Here is a 22279-nt window from a genome sequence, read left to right on the forward strand (position 1 = left end):
GAGTTAAGGCACGTTCCCCTGAGGGATGGTAATTAATGTGGTGTTGACTTCAATGCATCTAGAATTGCTGCAATATGCGCCATTGGCTTCATGATCTCTTGAATTGCAAGCATCTGGGCCGATGGTTTCATTGCATCCCCAAGCGTAGCTAAATGCGCCATTGGCTTCATGACCTCTTGAATTGCAAGCATTTGGGCCGATGGTTTCATTGCATCCCCAAGGGTAGCTAAATGCGCCATTGGCTTCATGACCTCTTGAATTGCAAGCATCTGGGCCGATGGTTTCATTGCATCCCCAAGCGTAGCTAAATGCGCCATTGGCTTCATGATCTCTTGAGTTGCAAGCATCTGGGCCGATGATTTCATTGCATCCCCAAGCGTAGCTGAATGCGCCATTGGCTTCATAACCTCTTGAATTACAAGCATCTGGACCGATGGTTTCAGTGCATTCCCAAGCGCAGCTATTTGCCCCATTGGTTTCATGACTTCCTGAATCGCAGCCATCTGAGCCGAAGGGCTCAGTGCATCCTGAAGCGCTGCCATATGCATTGACCTCATCACCCCCTGAAGCGCTTCTATCTGCGTCATCGGCATCAATGTAGCCCGGCGCACAGCATCAAAAACTGGTCTAGGCGATATGCCGAGGTTTGGCAAACGCCCACGCGGGCTTACACGATCATCTTGCATTATCGGCTGCTGAATAGCGCGAACTGTGGGGCGGAATGCGTCAAGATGCATGAGGCCCAGTGCGGCTGCAATGTTCTCCGCTTTCTCGGCGGACACACTCCAGTAGCGCGATATACGCAGTGAAATTGGCGCAATAAATTGCTCTATTGCCAGCGATTGGCCTGAATAGGCAGGTCCATTTTGTTTGGCTTGCGAGCGTAACTCTTCGTAGCCACCATACCCCAGAACTTGAGCAAAAGTTTGCTGCACCACAGACCGCTTGGGTTTAACAGGCTGATCGGGATGATACTTGCTGAGCTTGGAAATGGAGCTTTTGATACGGCCGCTTTCGAAGTCAGCCAATGTAACGGGAATACGAACCATAAAACACCTCATGCAGGGGCACAAAGTTCATACAGCAGCTGGCGGGCCGTGGTGCACCTGACTAGGGTCAAGTTTCGTATCAAAAGAATGGTTGTCGCGACTGAAGCAGGTTGGTCTCGTATCCAAAGATTTCGCGCAAGGCCAGCAGCGCCGAACGAGACCAGTCCGGCTTAGCTAAAAATATTATAGGTCTGAAAAATATTGTCAAGCGGAATATTTCTCAGCCCGTCTTTACTCTCTCTGCACCAGTTGTTTAGCTCCATGGTGCGTAGGTCAGTAACGTGAACTGGTACAAATTCGTACAACATCGTACCGCGCAACTCTGAACATTTGCGACAAAGGATATGCCGCTTTTGGTCGTTTTCTGCCTGTCGCCACCGGCAGAAATCGGCCAAAAGCAGACGCTTCCCACGTACTACCCACATGGCTGGAAAATGATCCAATGATGATCACGCGTCGCCTACAGACTGTTGAGCATTCTTTCGACCTGCTGCGGGAAAATTCCACAGTCAACGGTTGACAGCGATGAGCCGGTACAACTATAGAAGCGTTAGGATGGATGTAATGGTCACCAGTAAGCTGAACCTTACGACCGAAGCTAAGCTCATGGTATCGAGCGAACGCGATGTTGCTCGTTTAGTGGCAAGACGCGGCGGATTCTGTGAGCGTCTTCACCCGCTATCGTTTTAAAAACAAGCTTCCACCCTCAATTTTTGCAATAAACGCGAACTAGTCGAAAATCGGCGATCGCCTAACGAGCAGGCATAAAAATTAGGTCCATAAATGCATAGCTACTTACCGGCAAGCGAACTTTGGCAAATGAAGCCTCATGATTTCAACCGATGGCGCGCCGAAAACGATCTTCTGGTCCTATTTGATTATTTTAGGGAGACGCTACCTGAGTTCGATGTATGGTTACAGACTATTGGACTCAGCCAGCACCAGATACTTACAACACTAAACCTAGGTGATTTTTTCAATGGAGATGCCGAGAAAGTTGTAATCAGGGAGCGTAACAGCTATGCGCCAGAGAAGTTCAGCTGCATTGACAAGTCCGATCTTCAAAGGCCTCAATGGAGAACAAGCAGAGCGTTGGAAGGGAGGCAGTTGGATGTAGCTTCGGTTTTTACTCCTTATTTCAAGTGGATAAAAATTCGCACAAAAATTAAAGATCCAGTAATGTGGGACACTCTCAACAAATCCTATACGGATCACTTCTTCATAGGTGGATATAGGAACATACCACCTAACAGCCGCGCCAGAATTTGGAGGGGGCCTGAGCTTCTTAAGCTTGGAGAAATAGAATTACCTGAACACATCTCAATGTCTGAAATGAATTTAGATTTTGCAGATCTCGACGGGTTAAAGATTGCAGTTGGCGTAAATGGAGGATTTAAGAATATCAGCTGTTCCAGCTTTCGAAACCTTGAAATTAAAGAGACAAGCATTGCGTTTTTCAGGTTCAAATATTGCAAATTTGAAGAAGTGCACTTTTACAACTCAAGAATTCAAGATTTTTACTTTTTCGACTGTGGTCTCGGCAATCTAACAATATCAGACTGCGCTGTCTACAAGTTATCATTTGAAAGAAGTGCAGGCCTGCCTTTTATCCAAAACTGCGACCTCAAAGACTTTATAAACTATAAGCCGGGAAAGAATAACTCCTGGGAAGAAGACGCATGCCGCTTACTAAAGAACGCTTACAACTCCGCAGGACAAAGGAAATTCGCTTCTGAATACTACTATCAAGAACAGATTGCCCACCGAAAGAATATTTTCAATGCAAAAAGACATCATAAATATTCCTCCAGCTATCCAGGTGGGCGCCCAAACTCATGGCTGGAAATTGTCAAGAATATTAAAAGTCCTTTTAGAAAATCATTGGCAATAAGGAAGCTAAAACATTACTGGCAATATTTGTCAAAGCCAAAATATCTGATGGCTCTTATAAGTCACAAGCTTCAATGGGCATATTTATTCCTTGATTGGGCAATATGGGGGCATGGTGTTAAGTTGCATCGCCTAGCATTTTCATCCTCCACAGTAATGCTACTTTATGCTTTGCTGTATCAAACCCTTGGAGAGCAGATCTCGGCAACGCCAGCGCTAGGGCCCTTCTGGGATTACTTATATTTTTCCATGGTCACTTTCACCACCTTGGGATATGGCGATATCCTTCCCAAAACTACTACCTTACGAATGATATGCGGGAGCGAAGCGTTTTTGGGCGCCTTCATGATGGGTTTGGTCGTAGCTGGTTTCGCCAACAGAAAGGCGGACTGACAACGACCAAAAGCAGACGCTCAATGAACCTCTCAGATCCAGTGCTTTCGCCGGGCCTCCTTCAAATTCTGTAGAGCTCTGCGCGAGCTCTGGGTTTGGACTTTTATCGACTGCAGATAACATTGGTGACAGGTTGCGGTTTTTGCCACCATTCCTGTAGACGATTGGAGCGCCCGATTCTGGCTGTTAGCTGCCAGTGGGGAGTGGCAGCTATGGGTCGATGACTGCCGGTGGCGACTGGCACACATTGGCCAGAAGCTGCCCTTCGCAATAGGCAACAACAGCCAAAAGCAGTCACTCGCGTGCCGATCACGTATCAGAATACATAGACGTCTATTCCAGCGGTTCGCATGAACGCACAGTTAGATTTATGGTTTTTGAGCAGACACTGGCGTGCCAAAGGGGAATCCCATGCTCGATACCTCACGCATTATTGCCTCTGCCGCCTGTTGGGTGGGGAGAATTGAGGCGCGAAACGCTGACGCCAACGAATATCCCGATGAGCGCGAGATTCTGACCCACTTATCATTCTTTGGGCTTGGCCAGCACAACACTGCATTCTGGCCAATGTTGGGATGGATGTACTCGCTTAGACGATCGTAGTCGCGACGGCATTCGGTGTATGAGCTTTTCTTCGATGAGCGATCGATTCTTGTCATGATGTTCTTGGCTTGAATTGTCACCATGTCGTCTTCACTAGACTCTCTGAGTTTGGATGGCATGGCCGTGGCAACGACCTCTTTCAGAAGATCTAGACGGTTCCCGCTTGTTGCATTAATGAGCGCCTTATCTATGGAAATCACCCTATCAAGGTACCTCTCAGCGTGATCGCCACGGTTCTGTTTCATGTGGTCGAAAAGATCAAAGACCACGGCAAAAACCTCAATCATGCTTCTTGCCGCAAACAGCATGGAATAGAAATTTCTTGAGGAGAATCCATCCAAGTACATCTTCAGAAGATGGTTCACCTTGTAACTAGTGACAAACGTGAAATGCATCAGCCTGGCAGCAATGACCTGTTGCGCGTAGTTTCGGAGTTTCTGCTCATCGTTCGCGTAGTCAGCTGCGTGAGAAATCATCACAGGCATTGGGAAGTCGTAGTCTTCGGGAAAACTCTCGGTCCAGACAAGGACTGATTCGAGCCGCGAGAGCTCCGCTTTCCAGCTATCAGGTAGTGAAGGAAGTTCAGGCATAAACCTATCGATTAAGTAGGCGACAGCAGTGGCATAAAGCTCCCGCCACTACTGTCGCATAACGTTCCTTGTCCATGTGTAACCCCTTGAGCCAACTGTACCGAGCGCGAGACGCGACATTGGCAAAGGAGAAAAATGGACAAGACCTGCCCCAAGATTACGAAGTCGTCGGCAGCGTGTCCACGATCGGTTATGGGTTAAGCGCTTCCGCCCCTAAAAGCCCGTTTCTGGCCGTTAGTTACCGTCTCCGAAGGACCGCTATGGGTCGAACGCAGTCGTCTGCGCATCTGCTCCCCGTTGATTTCTGCCTATGAGGGATTGCATAGTCGCCTGGAACCAGCACTGGTCCAGCTTTGTTAACCGTGCGGCTAGGTGGGATGCAAAAAATTGTGGCGTTTGTGCTCTGCTTAACGCATGACCGTGGATGAACCCGGGCTGGGGTACCTTAGCCCATCATGTCGAAAGCTCGGGGTATGTGTCGGAAAGCGGGCAATGATTTTCTAATACATGCTTTGAAAGGCTACAGGAGTGGTTTCGCTGAAAGCTGAGCCTTATGCTCACGGGCCTTTTTCAGGAAACGGTTTCAATGCAAGGAATGCAAAACGTAAAACTGGCCTCACTCTTCATCTTCCCACTGATAGCGGCTTGCACCACCCCTGGACCAACAGACGCCCCTGACACACCCAAGCGGCTCCTGACCCAGCCAACAACCATCGACAACTGCGCAGTCGGCTGCCCATCCGGCGGAAGCGATGTCACGCTCAACCGGCAGGCTTATACGCTAAACAACAACAGCTCTACGAAATTCGCCAACTGGGTCGCTTACAAAATTACCAAGGAAACCCCAGCCAGCGGGCGTCCGCGAAACTGGAAAACCGACCCAGACGTTCCTGATGACCAAACACTGACCCCGGTCGATTACAACGGAGCTAGCGTCGCTCTGAAAATAGACAGGGGCCATCAAGCGAATCTCGCATCTATGGGGGGTGTATCGGATTGGCAAACGCTGAACTATCTCACCAACATCACGCCTCAAAAAATGGACCTGAACCGAGGCCCATGGGCACGCTTGGAGGATCAAGAGCGCAGCCTTAGCAAGGCACCTGATGTTGATGCCGTCTATGTGACCACCGGCCCTCTGTACGAAAAGAATATTGGCTCGCTACCAGGCACAAACAAAGTCCACACGATCCCAAGCGGGTACTGGAAGGTCATCTTCACTGGTAGCACGCCCGAAAATGGACTGTACGCAGCATTCATCATGGAGCAGAGCACACCGCGCTCCGCCAATTTCTGCGACTTCCGGGTAACGGTGTATGAGATCGAGGAGCGCTCGGGATTAACGTTCTGGAGTGCATTACCTCAGGACATCCAGACAGAGCTGAAAGCGAAGAAAGGGCAGTTGTCTCAGAAAATCGGCTGCAATGCGACAGCAGAGCTATCCAACAGCTAAAGCCGCATAGAAAACCACCTGTCATGAACAGGTGGTTTTCAGTACGTCTAAGGTGATCGAAAGATCAGTGAAGAAATTTCATAGCCGTGAGAATAATGCCAACAGCAGCGGACGTGATGACACCCATGCGGATTGTCAGCCTCACGTCGGCTTTTGCAATCTCAGCCGTTAACCGGTGCTCGAGATTAGCGAGATCACTTTTGGTTGCGAGAAGGGTATGCATGTCAGACTCCATTGCTTCGATCACGGCATGGGCTTTCTGCTCAGGGACGTTGATCGACATCAACGCTTGGTACAGAGCTAGGTCCATTTTCATTAAGGCCTCCAAAAAAATAGGGCCTTGTCCCACGACGGGAAAAGGCCCGTCGTGGGTGAGAAATACTGTGTTTCCGAATCGACCGTTAAGTCGACCTAACCGCACTGCAGGAAACGAAGCGGTCATTGGGAGGGATCCTACGGATAAGCTCCGTAGCGCCGTCTGAAAGATCCTTGGCGGCTGGGCATGTAGCTGACTTTGTCAGCAAAACGCGTACATAAATTGCTTCCCTGGCGGTTGGCTGTCAACCCAAAAACCGGTTACCGAGTGTTTCCTAAAGTTGGAGTCTTGCGTTTCCTCGGCATCGAATCCAGCAGCTTGAGGTAAGGGTTGTTCAGCGCCAGGTCGTTCATGAGTCCTTCGTGCGACTTGAGTAGGTAACCGTACAGCCTTCGGGTTTTACGGGCACCACTGACTTCACAGATCCAGATGTTCAGGTCGTTGGGTTGCTTCCGATGCAGCTTCAATTCCTCGAACCGCTTTTGAATCCACTCCCAGTCCAAAAGCTTTTCTTTCTTGGCAATGCGTGCCAGATGGGGATGTTCTTGGGCATAACGTAGGAAGACGCCTGGGGTAACCAAATAGAGGGTGTCGCTGACTGTGTGCACTAGGGCGTTGGCGTCGTTCATGATAATTCGGTGAGATCGCAGCCCATTGGTCAGCCACTCCATGAAATGAGCGCCGGACAGCTCAATGGGCTTGCTGCTCTGGGGAGACGCATCAGTTGGCGAATGGTCAGCCTCTTTAAATGGAGGGGCGAAATCTTCGGGTAGTGCCGGAGGCCCACCAAAAAGGTCCATGAGTGAATCGAGTGAATTCGGTGCAGATGAATCCATCGCGATTGAGCTTGATGGTGGGTTAGGGGGCATGTGCGACCCATTCGACGGTTCCCTGGCCGAGGGAGGAGCTTGAGGGTGGGTAGAAGCGTCGTCGGAGAGTGTTGAGGTGCTCTCTAGCGGCATGACCACTACCGAGCCTGTGAATACGTCTGGACGCTCTTCACGGTCCCAGATCATGGCTGGAGACAGCTTTAGGAACGTAAAACTATGGGACCAGCCTGTTTCGCTGGTGACGGTCGCTTTCCAGATGGCTTTGCCATTGGTGTTGGGGAGGGCAATGCCGTGCTCCTGGAGCACATTGAAAATGGCGATGTTTTGCTCCGGAATCCCATCGACACCTTGCGAAAGCAGATGAGCGCGTAGTTTGTCTGAGACGGTTTTACTGACCAGCCAGAGGGCTTCTTGAGTAAGCCAGCCATCTGAGGCTTGAGGCTGATTGAGCTTGAGCTCTTCGCTTAGCAAATAGCGCAAACCTTCCAACAGCTTACGTTGCAGAGCATGTTTGGGGGCTGCCATGGCCTTGGTAGGGTCACCGCCGAGTGCTTGAGCAACTGAGGCCTGGTCCGCTTTTGAGATCAGGATGCCGAGCTCGCCCGCATGTTCGTTTTGTCCTGCACAGTTGAACATCAAAGCTGTCCATAGCTCAGGGAAGGTGCTGAGCCAATCCATTATTTCGCTGTTCAGAATCTTATGGATGAGCACTCCGGCTACGATGCCGTGGAGTCGGTATTGGCGGTTTTTTTTATAGCGCGCACGGTAGGGGGCTGAGAGTGGACCCTGCCAGGGGTGCCAGACGCGGCCGTCGCCATACTCGACATGCACGTCTACAGCGATCTTGCCCAGGTCATGGCCCAGGGCCGCATATACGAGGGCGGCAGTCCAGGCCTCAGCCTGGAAGATTTGTACTTCAGGCTGAGCACCAGAGGGAAGCAGGTAAGATTGCCTTAGCTTCAACGCGTAGATAACGACTTCAAGCCCATGATCAAGCATGCCGCCGGGGTATGCGTGGTGATGACTTTCAGAGGCGGGAAGGAGCTGAACCAGTTCGGCGTAGCGGCTGATCGGGTCGAGGTAGATCTCGTTGAATTGTGGGCGGGAGACGGCGGTGTGCTGCCATATTAGCTTCAGCAGTTTTTCCCGGCGCGGTGTGGCCAAGAGGGACTTTGCTGACTGAGGACGAGTCAGTCCTGCAGGTGCCGTTGGCTCGGTTGAATCGATGTGTTTTGGAGCGGGTCGTGACTTGCGATGAAACAGCGAGAGCATGATTGATCCTTTCGATTGGGTTTGCAGGAAGGCCTTTTCTGCTTTTCGGGTAGGGCCTTTCCCCTTCTGCTCCATTCCCTTGGTTTACCCCTTTTTCCCATTTACCTTTTGAGGGAGCGGTAGGCTATGGAGCCGCCATTTGACTCCTTTGCACAGCAGGGGACACTACGGGCAAAGGAGATGTTGATGAGCGAGCAGGAGCAATCTTCGAGCGCAGAAAAATTCGGCAATTATCTCGGACGATGCTGGAAGGGATACTCGCGGATTCTGGATAGGTTCTCGCGTTGCCTACAACGCGTGGGCGTCCCCTACGTTCTGTGTCGGATGATTGGGGTGGGCTTGCAGGCCGTTGTCCTCATAATTCTGTTGTACGTTGCTTTTTGGATAACGCTGATTGCCATATGTTTATTTGTCAGATGGGCCACTGGGGTCGCTATCGACGATGAGAGGACCCCGCAGTGGCGAGATGGCCCAGACGGGTTTGGATACTATGAAGGGGATACACGTATCGACTACGGAGAAATGTTCGACGACCTTGAATGAGCTGGAATGATCACTTTTTCATTCCTTTGATCACCGAAGTACCTGAACGACCAGCCCCTTTAGCGTCGAAAATTGCATCACCCATCCCTTTGATTAAGCCTCCTGCGTTGATACCCACCCATGTTAGAGCTGCAATCCAGAACGCAGGCAGCACTACGAAAAGTGATCCCATTACGTAATTCAGCAGCATGTCCCCAAAGGAATTGTTCGCGCCTAGGAGCACGTTGAAATTGCTGTGGGGTGAGTTCCAACCGTAGAGGGCATCGAGGATCGTGCTGTCGAGCCAGCGTGCGAGCTGGAACCAGAAGTCGACGAAGAACAGGGCGAATTGCACGCAGCTGATGGTGACCAGGGCTTTGAGCTCGTAGGTGCCGATGACCAGGATCAGTGGGATGCTGATGGTCAGCGCCATCTTCAGAAAAGACAGCACCATGGGCAGGGCTTGGCGTACGACATCCATCGCGGGGAAGTACGCTGTTGCACCTACGGTCAGGCCCAAATCTGAAGCTAAGCGTGCGGTCAGGTTGGAGGCACTCATATCAATCTGGCCTGCGTAGCTGGAATAGACCTGGCCTTGGTTCAGCGTCTGCTGACGTGGTGAAGTCACCGAACGAACAACGGCGTCCTCGGCTTGGGCCATGCTGAGGAAGCGTGCCCACTGGGTAAGTCGAAACAGTAGATTGGGATCGACCTGCCGCAGCAGCCTGCCCCGTAGTCCGTGACCGACATCCGACCACCACTGCTTGCAACTCGGATAGCCACCACCGCCCGGAACCTGCAAGAGGCCTGCATCACGTGCGCTGTTGTAGGGCCAGCGGCTGCGAGGTGTTTTTGAGCGGTACGCGTCGTAGTAGCCGTGGGTGTCGAGCAGGTATTTTGAGCCAATCCAGTTGATGTCATCCATCAACGCTTCGCTCAACGTAGGCCGGTTCATGAATAGCTTGGCCCGGGCCGGGCCGTAGCAGTCTTGGCTAAAGTCAGCCACTTCCTGAGCCAGGAGAGGGTCGTCGATGCGAGCGGTATCGATGTCGATGCGTATCTGTCGCAGATCTGTACCGCAGGGGATTGCAGCAGTGGCTCCCCCCGTCAGAGCCTTGGACAGCGAGTGCATGAAGAACCACCACACAGGCACCTTTGCACTTTGGTTGTTGAGCGTGGTGAAAGTGTTGGACCAGCGCGTGTCCTGAGGTGTAGCGATGCTGACCTGGCATTGTGTGGAGCGTGTGTCGTCGAATGCGATGGTGTTCAAGTCCACATCAATGAACGGCACACCCGCGAACATGATCACGACGATGGCGACCCAAACCCGATTTTCGATACGCAGCGAGGAGAGCACGCCCTTGTTGCCTTCATCAGCACCTTCACTACGGGCCCTGAGCCACTCCTGAACGATGATCGCCAGGAAAGGCAGGGTGAAGACTCCGCTAGCAACCAGCATCTCCCATATCCCGTTGTTGACGATCCATCCGACCAGGGTGAGGTAATACTCCAGATAATCGTTCGTATAGAGCGTCATGGGCGTGTCCAAGGCCGGCTTTCGTCGGTGACGGCTAACAGCTCAAGCAGAGTGAGGACTCCAATGGCGGCGACCTCGGCGCACAGCAGGCGTCGATGCTGTTCCGCTGTGAGCCCGCGATGGGGCAGGCGCCGACGCATTCGGTACCACGCCACCGCAGTTGCGCCGTATAGGGTCAGCCGCCAGATCAGCAGAGCTGTTTTGTTCTTGTCCAGCCAGGAGTACCAACCGTTCAAATCGTTGGCCGCTTCCAGGGTTAGCAATCCGACGACGATGAATGCCAGGCCAAGGATGACGCCCCATAGAACCAGGTGACCGATTACAAGCCGTGTCTTTGATGGACGCATCATCGAGATTGGCCCTCCGGTACCGTCTGCTGGATCAGATCCAGGCGGTTGCGGATAGGGTCCCCCTGATAAACACCGCGAGAGGCAGCGGCGCGTTCGCTTTGACGCTGGATCAGCATCATGGGTGAGTTGCTCGCCAAGGTGCGACGCAGCTCGAGTTCGGTTTTGAGGTTGTTGATTTCCTGAGTCAGGGATTCGCTTTCGGTGTTGATAGCTTGCTGAGCCAGTTGGTTGGCCGCCACGTTGGGCTCTTTGCGTCCGGTGAGTAAGGTTCGTTGCAGCAGCAGAGCTTTTTCCAGGACGCTGGATAGGGCTATTTCTGAGGCAAGACGTTTTGCCAGCAAGTCTTGATCAGGTTCATCGCGCAGTGCTTCGATGACGCCGCGGGTGATGGGCAATGATTGGCTGCCCGCTGCCATGAGGTGTTCGGCGGAGGTGGGCTTGCTGCCTTTGATCAAGGCATCAAGGACTTGCAGCTTGGCTTCGTACTCCTCCTGGATGAGTGGAGTGAGACCTACGCCAGGTTTGGTTTGAGTTTTGGTGCAGGTGTCGCAAGTCTGGTGTTCTCGTTCTCCCAGGACACGGGTTGCCCAGGCTTCGGCCTCCTGGGGTGACGACCAGGTCTGGCAACTTAGGCGGTTGCCGCAGCTGTTTTTGGGGATAGGGGCACGGTTGCCGGCGTCACGACCATTGAGCAAATTGAAACCGGCGCGGGTGACGTCGGAGACGACTTTGATGGGCGGCTGTCGTTTGCCTCCAGCCGACAGACCCCCAATCCAGGGGACGCCGTTGTTGCCTCGATTTGCCTCCGCCTGCTCAATCGCCGCAACGGCGTCGTGGTTTTTGACGGTATGACTCAGTGCCATCCCTTCGGCCAACTGCCCCCAACCGAGCTGGCCACCGGCGATATCTGCCATCCGTTCGGCGACAGCTCGGCAGGTTGATTTGGAACGATCAAAGTCCAGTCGTGCTTGCAGAATGCCGTTGGTGAGTAGGTTGTAGAGACCGGGGTCAGCACGCTGGATGATCAAGGCTGGGAGAGAGGCTACTGCGCTGGTAGCGTTCTGGATGATATTGCCCATGATGGATTTGAAGCCGCGTGTGGCACCGTTGAGTTGGTTCTGCAGCGTGGTGTCCAGGCTCATGTCACCGCAGATCAAGTTGGCGTCCCAGCCGGCCCCTACCGAAATGCTGTCCATGGACGCCGATCCCCCCATGGACACAGCGCGTCCGCCGCCAATGCTGTAGAGCACATCGTCTCCAATCGAACCGCTGTGATTGATGCCGTCTTTGTTGATCTGGGTTTGAGCGGCGTATGCGTTGTGGGCCGTGAGAAGCAGGGTGGCGATGATGATTCTGGTGACGGAACGAGGAGAGACTGGAGCGCGAAAGTGGGCTGTTTTCATTCGCTTGCTCCCGCGAAATCGGTACTGCCCAGGAATATCTGGCCCTTGCGTTCGCAGCAGCTGTAGGGCCGCCAGAGGGCCCAGGCGTAGTCGCCACGTGGTGATTGAACATGCACAGCGTTGTTAGGAAAGACAACGCAGGTTGGGGATTGGCTGGGCATCAGCTCTTGCCATTTCCCGGTGCTTGCGTCGCTTTCTTTCAGCGGGCCGGCTGGCCAGTACCCATCCCGCTTTGAGCCCAGAAGCGGCTGGTACACGTGTGCTTGGCCTTGCCGAGTGACGATGTCTCCCGCGCGTTGAGCGACAACAGCAGCGCTTTTGTGGTCGTCGACGCCATGCAAAAAACCTCCACGGGGATAGACCGCTCCCCACAGGTTCCCGGCAGCGCGACTGCCGATCTCCCTCATGCCCGGCGTGACAGACTCAGGAAAGACCAGCTCCGGAATGTTGTAGCGCCAGGCGACACTGTCCAAGGTGCTCAGGAAGTAGGGCATCATCATCTGTCCAGCACCTGGGCAGGAGTAACCAGACTGCCCCGCAAACTGGCTGAAGGTGGCTCCTCCAGGATGACCGATTACATCGGCATTCTTGAATTTGGCGAGGTCATTTTCATGGCTGATGCCTGCACTGCCATCGCCGCCGCCCTGGGCAGAGGCATTGGCTGAGCTCATGGCTCGGACTTCCGTCCAAGGGTTCTCGCCGGTGGTGCTGTAGCTCGACACCACTGCGTCAGGGACATAGTGGTGAACCTTCGAAGAGGTTTTAACGCTGCATCCGAACTTGGTGCAGAAGAGCCAGTAACAAATGCCTACCACGCGATAGGCAATGCAATCTGGCGACAGGCTGGACGCAGTGATGGTTGCGGTATTCAACGCGTGCGCGGAGAGCGGAATTCCGACGGCTAGGGGGATGGCAATCAAACGGAAAATTTTTGAGCGGTGGTAGGACATGGATTGATCCTGTGCAGGGTTATCTGCACAGTGAATCAGCGGTCGGAAGCCCATACCCGTGAAAAACGGATTCAGCTGCCTCCCGTATAGGTGTTAACCCAGAAAAAAAGCGCCCTGAAAGGGCGCTTCGGCTAGGAGGTAGCGGAAAGATCAGGCTGCCTGATGGTTCAGAGCAAGCCAGCTTCAGCGAAAGAGTAGGGCTCACCTTCTCCGATGATGAAATGATCCAACAGACGGACATTGAGCCTTGGCAGCAGGTCGTTTAGCACCTTGGTGATTTCTTTATCCACGTTGCTCGGCTGAGTTTCGCCAGAGGGGTGATTATGGGCGACGATGACCGCTGCGCAGTTATGCTCCAGAGCGCGTTGCAGTATCCGTCTTGGATAGACGCTCACCGAGTCAATCGTGCCGTAGAACAGCGGTTCATAGGCCACCACTCGATGAGCGCTGTCTAGGAAAAGCGCAGAGAACACCTCTTGAGGTTCCCCTGCAAGTTGGAGCTTTAAATATTGGCGAACGTCGTGCGGCCTTTCGAGGTAAGGACCGCGCTTGAACATACGCTGCTCCAGAATGGAGATCGCTTTTTCGACCAGCAGGTCATCATGATTAGAGGGCTCATTCTCTTGAATGGAGGGCTTGGCCGGTGGAAAAATTGTTGTCATGGGAGACTCCGTTGACGAAAAGAGGCTCCCGTCCCAAAGGGCGGAAACCCCAAGGGACTGTGTTAGATAGAAGACCGAGCTGACTCGGAAGGGAGAAAGGTGCATCCACCACCGCTTGAGCGGAGATTCGCTAAAAAGGATGCTCAGCGAACGATTTTGGTCTGCGCAGTGACGCTGCGCCGTAGCCTTAAGGACCAGAGCTACCTGGGCAGTTGCTAAGGGTGTCAGAGGTGACACGTCGTTGCCGGATCATTGTTATGAGAATGAAGGTCGCTGTCCCGATTTAAACCGTCCTGACAGCTCTCCACTTTTTCATTCGTACTTCAACGTCTTCCCCCGGCTCGATCACTTATGTGGGGTGGACCTGTATTAAGTGGAGGAGTGCTCATCTGGGTGTCTGGCATGCGGCCAGCTAGCCTCTCGCTTCATCCTCAAGCTTTCCTTGGCCACTGCTGAGTGGAGTGCCTCCGTCAAAAGATCCGCAAGTCGTAAAGCCACGTCCTGCTCCAATCTTCTGATTGTCCCCGTTCTAGGGGTGGCGCAACTGATAGTTTTCTCAGCGATACGGAGCGAGGACATCACGCCCCGTAGGTACCCGTCCAAAAATTGATTATCAAAGAGGACATGGCTTTCAGGCGCTTCCTGATAGTCCCAGTCCACTCTGAAATACTTCCCGTCTTTAGATACTTCGATTTTCGGCAACGATGACTCTGAAAGAGACGATTGTGCTCGGCTCATTGACTGACCTCTTGAAGGCTTGAGGGCATGAGATTCACATAGTATGGAGAACGGCCGCCACGATGATGGTGTTAACCATCGCTATGAAATTGTAACGGTTGAATTCCTCGAGCCCGGTCTATGTTTTCTGCCATTCGAATGGCGGCATCAAGCTCACTTATTCCATGTTCCTGCATGAGCTTGAACCTCGCTGCTTTCTCCTCAGGTTCGGTCATGGCCATCGCTAGATACAGGCTAGGTGGCACGGCGCGAAAGAGCGCCTCCATCGACTTGGAGAGCACGACGCCTTCGCAGTATTTTCCAGCCTCTTTGCGGGCTGACATCATCATCGATTTTTGGGCAGGGCTGAGCTCGCGGAAGCGCGCGATCTTCTCGACTTCGTCAGGTGGCATGCTCAGGCAAATCCACCACTCGATCATGTTCAGCATTGGTTCTGCGGCTTTGGGTAAGTCGTCCAGATTTTGTGTGGCCAGCCAGAACCAGGCACCCAGTTTTCGCCACATCTTGGTGATCTTTACGACGTAGGGCGAGAGCAGGGGATTCTTGGTGATGATGTGTCCTTCGTCCGTGACGTTGATAATGGGCCGTCCCTGGAATTGGTCCCGTTCAGCGATGTTGTTCACTGTGTTGAGCAACGAAAGGTAAGCAATTGAGAGTTGAGCGTTGTAACCCTCACGAGCGAAGGTGGCCAGGTCGACAATGGTGATGTCCGCCTCCGGCCAAGGAGTACCGGGGCGGTTGAATAATTCGCCATCCAGCCCCTGACAGAACAGATCCATGGCCTCAGCCATCTCGAGTAGTCGTGTTCGCCGCGACTCAGGCAAGCCATTGTCTCGGCCACGTTCACGCAATGCATCACGCACGTCCTTAGTCAGCACGGATCGATGCTCATCGGCGCAACGTTGTGCCGCGTCGAGAATGCTTTGACGAATCAGACTACGGTCTGCCCGGGTCAGGCGAGCCTCCTCTTTGTCTTCGCCCCCGGTGATCATCAGGCGCGCCGTGATCTCCAATTCTCCAAGGACGTCTCGCTGCTCATCGCCCTCTTGAGGAGCGGCCGTCTCTTCTAGCCGCTCAGCATCCAATGTCTCGATTTCCTCAGGCGTTTCAATCAAGCGACGAGCGTCTGCAAACGGCGCCAAGCTTACGCCGGCCCCTGGCGAAAGCTTTACATGATGCACCGTCAGACCCAAGCGCTTGGCGAACTCAGCAAACAACCCAAAGGAGTTGCCAGCCTCAACGATGAACAACCGTGGTCGATAAATCGCAGTGATCTGGTTGAGGATATTGTTGAGCGTCGCTGACTTGCCGGAACCGGTAGGCCCAAACAAAAACAGATGGGCATTCATTTGCCGATCGAGGCGGTTCAGCGGATCGAAGGAGAGGGTACCGCCACCGCGGTTGAAGAATGTGATGCCTGGGCGCCCCGTCCCTTGGCTACGGCCCCACACCGGGGCCAGGTTCGCCGCGTGCTGTGCGAACATCAGTTGGCTGTACCATTGCCGTTTGTCCTTGGCCGGGTCGAAGACACACGGTAGCCAGCGCAGGTAGCTATTGAGCGGCGCTACCTCGTCGTCCTCTCGTACTGGCTGCAATCCGGCATTGAGCATCACATTGGCCAACTGCAAGCCGCGGGCATCCAGTTCCGCAATGTCTTTGCCACGTAGGAAAAATGCGAGGGATCCGCGATACAGTTTGTGAGCGCTTCCGATAATTGATCGAGCCTGCTGGACATCTTGGCGAGTTTGCTCCGAGGCCAGTGTGTCGCCCACGGATTTCTTGCTGAGGTGGTTGAGGTGAGCTTCCAGTACATCCTGAGGTGTGGCCACCAAGGTCAGGCACATCATGGTGTCTTCTGGCATCTGGTCGAAGTAACTGTTGATGGCGTCACCCTTGCGCGTCTCACCCGTCAAATGGCCTGTGTGGGGTACTGAGCGCATACGGTCCATCAACATGACCCGATGCGGCATGCCGTTGAAGGACCAGGTGCCGTGGGTTGCATCAGAATGAGGTTGGCTGAAGAACAGACGTTGAGAGAAGTCCGTGCCGCTGGCCAATTCGATTTCCCCGGGTTCTGTTTCCTCAGGGTAGGCGGTTAACTGATAGAAGCTGTCCCGATCACTTGCAGCATCCCCCAAAAGCGTGGGATTGGGGTTGAACCAGCGCAGTAGCCAGTCGTAAATATCCTTTGCCTCAAGGCGTTGCGTCTTGAGTCCAGCACTGCTCAAACCGGCCGTCAGCCTATCGCAAACATTGCTCAGGGCTTGTTCTGCAGAGTGCCCCTTTCTGGATGTTGCGACGGAGGCCCGTCGGTAAACAACCATTCGTACCCGCCGATTCTGTCCCTTCCAGGGCAGGCGAGTGAGCGTGGTGTCCTCAAAGAGTCCGCCAGGCTTGGCAATCGCCTTGAGGTGGTGGGCAAAGAACCGTAAATAGAAATCACTGAAGGCACTGCCTCGTGCTCGTGGTCGAAGGTACTGACCCAGCGTATTCAGGTAAGCGTCCCAGTTGGTTTCGTCCTGGGCATATAGCTGCACCACCCATGGGTTGCTATCCAGTTCGTCGAAGCTGTCCTGCAACACGTTTTCAAGCGTATCCCTGGCCTGCAACAGCCAGGCAGTTTCCCGACCTTCGGTACCCAGTGGCATCAGCTCGAAGAAGGCCGCAACTGAAACGCCATCCTCCAGCAGCATGCACTTGGATTGGGGTAGGAATTCGACCCATGGCAGCCGCTCTACAAAGGACGGCGCCACGTCGTAAAACGTGGTGTCGTCTGCTTCAGTCACGGGTTTGTTGTGCCAGCCTCCGGGCCCAGCGATACCTCGCTCAGCGAGTTTCGCAATGTGCCGGCTCCAGGCATCCTGTTCCGTAGGCTCCGACGTTGGCTCATGATATTTGTGCTGAGGGAAAAACCAGGCCATCAGTAGTCCTCCAGACGTTCACCAGGCAGGGCGTATTGCACACGTTGGTGCAGTGGAAAAACGGTGCTGTACCCAGGCACCGGTACGGCTTCTGTTCCAGCCCGGTGAGGAAAGACGTACATCACCAGGTCCGGATTGGGTAGCCGATGGAACTGACGCTGGATTTCGTTTTGTGCGGTCCGTGTATAGGGAGCCGAAAAGGAGGGCACCAAAGGTTCTGTCAGTGGATGTCTCAAGGCTTGCCGCGCGTCGAGCAATCGTTGACTCGATTGCTCATTACGCGACCCGGTCGTTTGCCGATTCCAGACCTCCAACATGGTGCTGCCGTCATGGCTGAGCAGGTCCTGGGTATTGGTTGCGCATCCAGTCAACGCGATGACGATCAGCGCAGCCGCCATTGCTTCAATCCAGGTCCGTGGTGTCATGGCGACCTCCGAGGGTGTGATCGACTTTGCGTCCTTGAGATTCGTAGTCGAGAGTAAGTGGTTGTTCGATATGGACGGCGATCTGTGCGCCAGGCTCCACGTACACGGCGGCGAAGGCTTGTCCGTAGAGTTTGTTGACCCATTGCGAGATGTCCTGCACACCGCTGGCCAGTAATCGGTTCATGGCTTCACCGCTGGAGATGCCTACGGTCCCCATTGCACCGCCGCCATTGCCGGCATAAAGGGTCGTGCTGTCTGACTTGATCAAAGAGGCTGCGCCTACCCCGGCGGCGGTGATCAAGGCCTGTGAGCCCAGATACTGCTGAGCGTTACTTCGCCGTTTGCCCGGTACACACGGAATGCCATGTTGATCACTGATCCAGCCGAGACCTTCTTGCCCATGATTTGAGTCGCTCCTGGACTGTCCAGCAGACTCCTCACGACTGTCACCCGGTAGGGTTCGGATGGTGCCGTCCTGGAATACGAAGGTGATGGAGCGGATCTGACCTCTGACACAAGACAGCGTCCAATCACCCGACGCAGTACCACTGACGACCGCACCTGCGATCTCAGGGAGATCAATGCCATTGGCCGTCAGGTTGTCGGCCCCAATCAGTACCTTGAACGGGTAGGGGTCATTAACGGTGCCGTCGATGGGGATTCTTCCAATGAGCGCTGTCATTGCCACGGAACCCATCAACGTGGCATTGGATGGAACGGTATAGGTGGGCTTCAGCTGCCGGCTACCAAGGTCTCCGATGGCTCGTGTGGCGAAATTGTTTGCTACATCGCCCAGAGGATTCTGTGCAGGACCGAAACGTGTCGGGAAGCTGAAACCCGGTTCGTTGGAGGTGTTTGCAGATTCTTTTGGTATTGCATCATCGGGCTCAATCCAGCGAGTACCGTTCTTGAATGCCGTGCCGTCGCCATCCTGCAAGCCTAGTCCCAGCGGCAGGTCCGCTGGATCATCCGGCTGCTGCAAGGTACTCAGCTGCCGTTGAAGATCTTGTAGAAGCCATTGAGTCTCAGCGTTACTGTCATCGGTAGTGCTTTTCTCCTCCTGGATTCGTTGTCGTTCATTCTCCAGAGCGAGTTGAATGCGTTGCTCGATGACATCTGCGAATTGGCCCAACGATTCGGGGGCACCCGTGCGAAGCTCGTTTTCGCTTATGGTTCTTTTCAACTCAGCCCGAAGCTGCCTGACCTGAGCGACCAGCGTGGCCACCGTATCGCTTGGCGTGTCGCCCTCCAGTCCCAGTGCCTTCATTTCTTCGGCGGTGAGCTGGTTTTCTAGCGCTGGCGGTTCGGCTGGGGAGGGCTTATTGGAGAACACTTTCACAAGAATCAACACCACAAGCAGCACCATCGGAACCATTAACCATTTGAGCAGCCCGTTACTTTTCATTTGGCCTCTCCTTCGGCGATGCTCCAAGTGCTTGAGGCAGGTTCAGGGCGGCATCGATTGGGCTAATCGTGGGAATCAACGCAGCCGCAATGCCTTGCCCACGACTGGTGAGGTAGAGCACCGTGGTGTCTGAGGGGGTGCCCCTGGGGCCAAGGAACTGATGTTGGAACGTGGCCGTCGCGAAATCTCCCAACAGATATCGAGGATCCAGATCAACATGAGCTTGGGTTTGATTGCTGAGCCGAATAGCCGTAACCCAGTAATCATCCAACCGCCACGCAGCGAGCGTTTTGGCACTGATTGATAGGCTAGGCATCAATAGGTCGAGCGCGAGATCGGCCGGCAGGTTAACGGGTCTGACGCCGGGTAAAGGTTCTACAGTTCTAAGCGGTGCGTATAGGTTTTGAGCTGCATACCGAGTCAGTACGACTGGTACCGGAGTTTGTTGTATATGTTCATGGACAGAGGCTGTCGGTTCGGAATGGCCATCTTTCGTGTGTGCTTGGTTTATGGGGGATTCGACGATCTTTATCGCTTCCAACGCCGCCTGACCCGCTTGAGCTACCTCAGCAGCGATATCCAGGAGAATCAGCTCTCCCGTTGCCGCGTCTTGTAGCTGCAAACGTGTCGGCTCGATCGGTTCATTGGCCCGCAGGTACACGGTTCCTCCAGCACTTTGGACTCGTAAGCGATCTCCCAGCTCGGCCGGCATACCGACCCGTACATTACGTTCAACAAACAGCACGCGCTCTTCGCCAACAACCAGCGGAACTGTCAAAGGCAGCCGCTCCCAGCGCATTAGCTCCACTGCTTGGCATTTGAAGAGGGGAAGAATCAGCGTCAGTCCTAGCACAACGGACGTTGCGAATGGATTCATGAGGCATCTCCCAACGGACGGTCCAGGGTTCGTGTAGCAGGTGCCGAGGACGTGGGCAGTGTTATGCGTTGAGGCGTGCCTTCGTAGCAGTCCAGAGCCAGTCCGAAGGGATTGAGCTCTGGATCGATGTCCAGGCGTACGACCTTGATGGGATAGCGAACGAGCGCGCGCTTAACCTGCTCGGCGCCGTGGTACTCATCGGCATTGATGTCCAAGGTAACCAGCCAGTCATTGTCTGAAACTACTTTGACGCGGGTTTCCGGGGCGTCCCCGTAGCCGCGTCCAGGAATCTCATACACCCCGCGCACACGCTTTCTGAGCTCACCTAATCGACGGCGCTGGTCATAGTCCTGTTGGAAGAACGATCGGCACGCGGGAGTCAGATAGGCCGTCAGTGATTGCAGGTTACGGCTGTAGTCGTCTTCACCGTCGTTGGGCCAGCGGTTGAGCTGCTGGAAGATGTAGAAGGTGAATGCGTAGACAGATTCGGGAGGGATCTCCCACCACTTACGAGTGCTGCCAGAGCGCAGGTCAGGAGGGACATGGATGGTTAAATCTCGTGGGGCATTCCACCATCCCGCGCCTAACCCGACGACAACGAGAAATAACCCACCGGTGCAGAGCCTCAGCGTCCTGACATGAGATTGCAGGTGAAGGACCTCGTTTTTAAACCGGCTCATGCCTCACCTCGACGCGTTACCCAGAAGCCGGAGTAGGTAATGAGTCCATGAATACCCAATTGGCGGCTCACGTGAGGGTATTTTGTGGCGAACCTCCATTGGAGATGTCGATAGAGCCAAGTCTCCGGTCGACCGCGCTTCTGTCGACGTAATAACCCTCCGCCGAAGAAGAGTCCGGCTGCAATCGACAGTACGATCATGGTGGGGACCATGGCGATGCTGCTGGTGAGGCAGACTAGCGGTACGCCCAGAATCAGGCCAATTGCCGCTGATAATCCGGTGCAGATCCAGAGTTCATCTGCGGTCAATCCTCGAACGACAACAGGTTGTCGATTCAGGCGGTGGGGCAGGAAGGTGATGGTGGCCTTAGGCGCACTCTGTAGAGACTCCATGGTGCGTCGTCCTCACAAAATCCCGGTGGCTTTGGTCAGCAGCCAAATGCCGACCACCAGCATGACTGCACCCACCGCGATGCTCAGGCCGAACTGACCCCAGGTAGATCGTCCTGTATGAATTTCGGAGTAACGGGTGTAAGCGTGATAGCAGACACCGATGAACATGGACGCAACCACTAGTAGCGCCACGAGCATCACGATGTCGTAGCCATAGTTTTGCATCGTATCCATGATGCCTTTGCCCGCACCGCGGGATGGGTCCTCCATCGTCGGTAACTTGCCTTTGGCCAAAGCCAAGGAGGGCAGTGCGCTAGTCCAAAGGGCTGGTACGACAGTGAATCTTTTGGAGCACGAGATATAAAAATTCATGGAAGATTCCATTGGCTTACGAAAGGAGGAGGTAGGTCAGGGCCAGGTACATCGCCATGAAACGGATCACCACGCCGAGGAACTGGCGCTGGTTCAGCCGTTGCTCAGCCCAGCCGGAATAGGCGGTTCGTATAGCCCAGGTGCCCCAGAGCAACAGCACCGCAAAGACGGTTGAAGTCAGAACCAGGGCGGTGATTGAAGGTGAGAAGCCACCGTTTGCTTGAAAAGCAGCGATCTGGGCGGTGCTCATTGATGAGGCACCGTTTCATCGAAATAACTGCCGTACAACGCCCCGGCGTCGCGAGGGGAGGCTCGCTTGGGAGACAGGTAGTCTTTGATTCCCGTACTGACACGATGGATATCCATGCGTAAACGGACATAGTCAAAGTGATAGCGAGCCGTCTCGGGGGCCTTGATGAAATCATCGGCAGCGACGAGCCGCTCGATAGCCTTCAGCTCGCGAAGGACGGTGGCTAGGCGGGTATGTTCATCAACGATCTGATTGGCTGTTGCAGTGGCTCCTCCTACGAGTGCGAAGAGCAGGCCAGTAGCCTTTGTGAGTGTTGGAGGTGAGGGAGTGATCATGGTTGAGCTCGTTCTGTCCAGTTAGACAGCCCGATAGTGCTAGGGGGGACGTACTGATGCTGCG

General features: G+C 54.1%; 21 protein-coding genes. 3 read left to right on the forward strand and 18 right to left on the reverse strand.

What is annotated here, in order from left to right:
- Positions 1-32: 32 nt before the first annotated feature.
- Positions 33-1049, reverse strand: coding sequence for a hypothetical protein (locus J4E63_RS08835; RefSeq protein WP_207281683.1), 1017 nt, complete (start codon positions 1047-1049; stop codon positions 33-35).
- Positions 1050-1868: 819 nt separating this feature from the next.
- Here J4E63_RS08835 and J4E63_RS08840 point away from each other — a divergent pair.
- Positions 1869-3332 carry a two pore domain potassium channel family protein gene (locus J4E63_RS08840; RefSeq protein WP_207281684.1) on the forward strand — a complete coding sequence of 488 codons (1464 nt, stop codon included), beginning with the start codon at positions 1869-1871 and terminating at the stop codon, positions 3330-3332.
- A 368-nt stretch (positions 3333-3700) separates the two neighbouring features.
- Here J4E63_RS08840 and J4E63_RS08845 read toward each other — a convergent pair whose 3' ends face one another.
- On the reverse strand, positions 3701-4525 hold the full coding sequence (locus tag J4E63_RS08845; RefSeq protein WP_207281685.1) for a hypothetical protein: 825 nt from the start codon (positions 4523-4525) through the stop codon (positions 3701-3703).
- Between the two features lie 586 nt (positions 4526-5111).
- On the opposite strand from J4E63_RS08845, the gene J4E63_RS08850 reads away from it, so the two are divergent.
- A complete protein-coding gene (locus J4E63_RS08850) occupies positions 5112-5978 on the forward strand; it encodes a DNA/RNA non-specific endonuclease (RefSeq protein WP_207281686.1) in 867 nt (288 codons plus the stop codon).
- Positions 5979-6042: 64 nt separating this feature from the next.
- Here the strand turns inward: J4E63_RS08850 and J4E63_RS08855 are convergent, their stop codons facing one another.
- A complete protein-coding gene (locus tag J4E63_RS08855) occupies positions 6043-6294 on the reverse strand; it encodes a hypothetical protein (RefSeq protein WP_063321941.1) in 252 nt (83 codons plus the stop codon).
- 260 nt (positions 6295-6554) lie between these two features.
- The gene (gene mobH, locus J4E63_RS08860) at positions 6555-8396 is read right to left on the reverse strand and encodes a MobH family relaxase (protein ID WP_207281687.1); all 1842 of its coding nucleotides are present in this window, start codon (positions 8394-8396) and stop codon (positions 6555-6557) included.
- Between the two features lie 186 nt (positions 8397-8582).
- Between mobH and J4E63_RS31190 the strand changes: the two genes are divergently transcribed.
- A complete protein-coding gene (locus tag J4E63_RS31190) occupies positions 8583-8939 on the forward strand; it encodes a DUF3742 family protein (protein WP_176814210.1) in 357 nt (118 codons plus the stop codon).
- 10 nt (positions 8940-8949) lie between these two features.
- Here the strand turns inward: J4E63_RS31190 and J4E63_RS08870 are convergent, their stop codons facing one another.
- The 14 genes from J4E63_RS08870 to J4E63_RS08935 all read right to left on the reverse strand — a co-directional run bounded on the left by J4E63_RS08870 (position 8950) and on the right by J4E63_RS08935 (position 22215).
- Complete coding sequence (locus J4E63_RS08870) at positions 8950-10455, reverse strand: conjugal transfer protein TraG N-terminal domain-containing protein (RefSeq protein WP_207281688.1); 1506 nt, start codon at positions 10453-10455, stop codon at positions 8950-8952.
- A complete protein-coding gene (locus J4E63_RS08875; RefSeq protein WP_207281689.1) occupies positions 10452-10805 on the reverse strand; it encodes a hypothetical protein in 354 nt (117 codons plus the stop codon). The genes J4E63_RS08870 and J4E63_RS08875 overlap by 4 nt, the downstream gene beginning before the upstream one ends.
- Positions 10802-12208, reverse strand: a complete 1407-nt coding sequence (locus J4E63_RS08880) for an integrating conjugative element protein (RefSeq protein ID WP_207281690.1) — start codon at positions 12206-12208, stop codon at positions 10802-10804. Before J4E63_RS08880 ends, J4E63_RS08875 begins: the two co-directional genes overlap by 4 nt.
- Positions 12205-13158 (reverse strand): TIGR03756 family integrating conjugative element protein, encoded by a 954-nt coding sequence (locus J4E63_RS08885; RefSeq protein WP_063321936.1) that lies wholly within the window; start codon positions 13156-13158, stop codon positions 12205-12207. The genes J4E63_RS08880 and J4E63_RS08885 overlap by 4 nt, the downstream gene beginning before the upstream one ends.
- 167 nt (positions 13159-13325) lie before the next feature.
- Positions 13326-13820: a DNA repair protein RadC gene (gene radC / locus J4E63_RS08890; RefSeq protein WP_063321935.1), complete on the reverse strand. Its 495-nt coding sequence runs from the start codon at positions 13818-13820 to the stop codon at positions 13326-13328.
- Positions 13821-14629: 809 nt separating this feature from the next.
- The gene (locus J4E63_RS08895; RefSeq protein ID WP_207281691.1) at positions 14630-17479 is read right to left on the reverse strand and encodes a conjugative transfer ATPase; all 2850 of its coding nucleotides are present in this window, start codon (positions 17477-17479) and stop codon (positions 14630-14632) included.
- Positions 17479-17904 carry a TIGR03751 family conjugal transfer lipoprotein gene (locus tag J4E63_RS08900; RefSeq protein ID WP_063321932.1) on the reverse strand — a complete coding sequence of 142 codons (426 nt, stop codon included), beginning with the start codon at positions 17902-17904 and terminating at the stop codon, positions 17479-17481. The genes J4E63_RS08895 and J4E63_RS08900 overlap by 1 nt, the downstream gene beginning before the upstream one ends.
- Positions 17882-19309 carry a TIGR03752 family integrating conjugative element protein gene (locus J4E63_RS08905; RefSeq protein ID WP_207281692.1) on the reverse strand — a complete coding sequence of 476 codons (1428 nt, stop codon included), beginning with the start codon at positions 19307-19309 and terminating at the stop codon, positions 17882-17884. The genes J4E63_RS08900 and J4E63_RS08905 overlap by 23 nt, the downstream gene beginning before the upstream one ends.
- The gene (locus tag J4E63_RS08910) at positions 19299-20186 is read right to left on the reverse strand and encodes a TIGR03749 family integrating conjugative element protein (protein WP_086936628.1); all 888 of its coding nucleotides are present in this window, start codon (positions 20184-20186) and stop codon (positions 19299-19301) included. Before J4E63_RS08910 ends, J4E63_RS08905 begins: the two co-directional genes overlap by 11 nt.
- Entirely contained in the window at positions 20183-20866 is a 684-nt protein-coding gene (locus tag J4E63_RS08915) for a PFL_4703 family integrating conjugative element protein (protein ID WP_207281693.1), read from the reverse strand. Before J4E63_RS08915 ends, J4E63_RS08910 begins: the two co-directional genes overlap by 4 nt.
- A complete protein-coding gene (locus J4E63_RS08920; RefSeq protein WP_086936627.1) occupies positions 20863-21258 on the reverse strand; it encodes a TIGR03750 family conjugal transfer protein in 396 nt (131 codons plus the stop codon). The genes J4E63_RS08915 and J4E63_RS08920 overlap by 4 nt, the downstream gene beginning before the upstream one ends.
- Before the next feature lie 12 nt (positions 21259-21270).
- A complete protein-coding gene (locus J4E63_RS08925; RefSeq protein ID WP_063321929.1) occupies positions 21271-21630 on the reverse strand; it encodes a TIGR03745 family integrating conjugative element membrane protein in 360 nt (119 codons plus the stop codon).
- Between the two features lie 16 nt (positions 21631-21646).
- Positions 21647-21880, reverse strand: coding sequence for a TIGR03758 family integrating conjugative element protein (locus J4E63_RS08930; RefSeq protein ID WP_063321928.1), 234 nt, complete (start codon positions 21878-21880; stop codon positions 21647-21649).
- The gene (locus tag J4E63_RS08935; protein WP_207281694.1) at positions 21877-22215 is read right to left on the reverse strand and encodes an RAQPRD family integrative conjugative element protein; all 339 of its coding nucleotides are present in this window, start codon (positions 22213-22215) and stop codon (positions 21877-21879) included. Before J4E63_RS08935 ends, J4E63_RS08930 begins: the two co-directional genes overlap by 4 nt.
- Positions 22216-22279 lie beyond the last annotated feature (64 nt).

This window comes from Pseudomonas sp. FW300-N2F2, from assembly GCF_017351655.1.
Lineage (GTDB): Bacteria > Pseudomonadota > Gammaproteobacteria > Pseudomonadales > Pseudomonadaceae > Aquipseudomonas > Aquipseudomonas fluorescens_AA.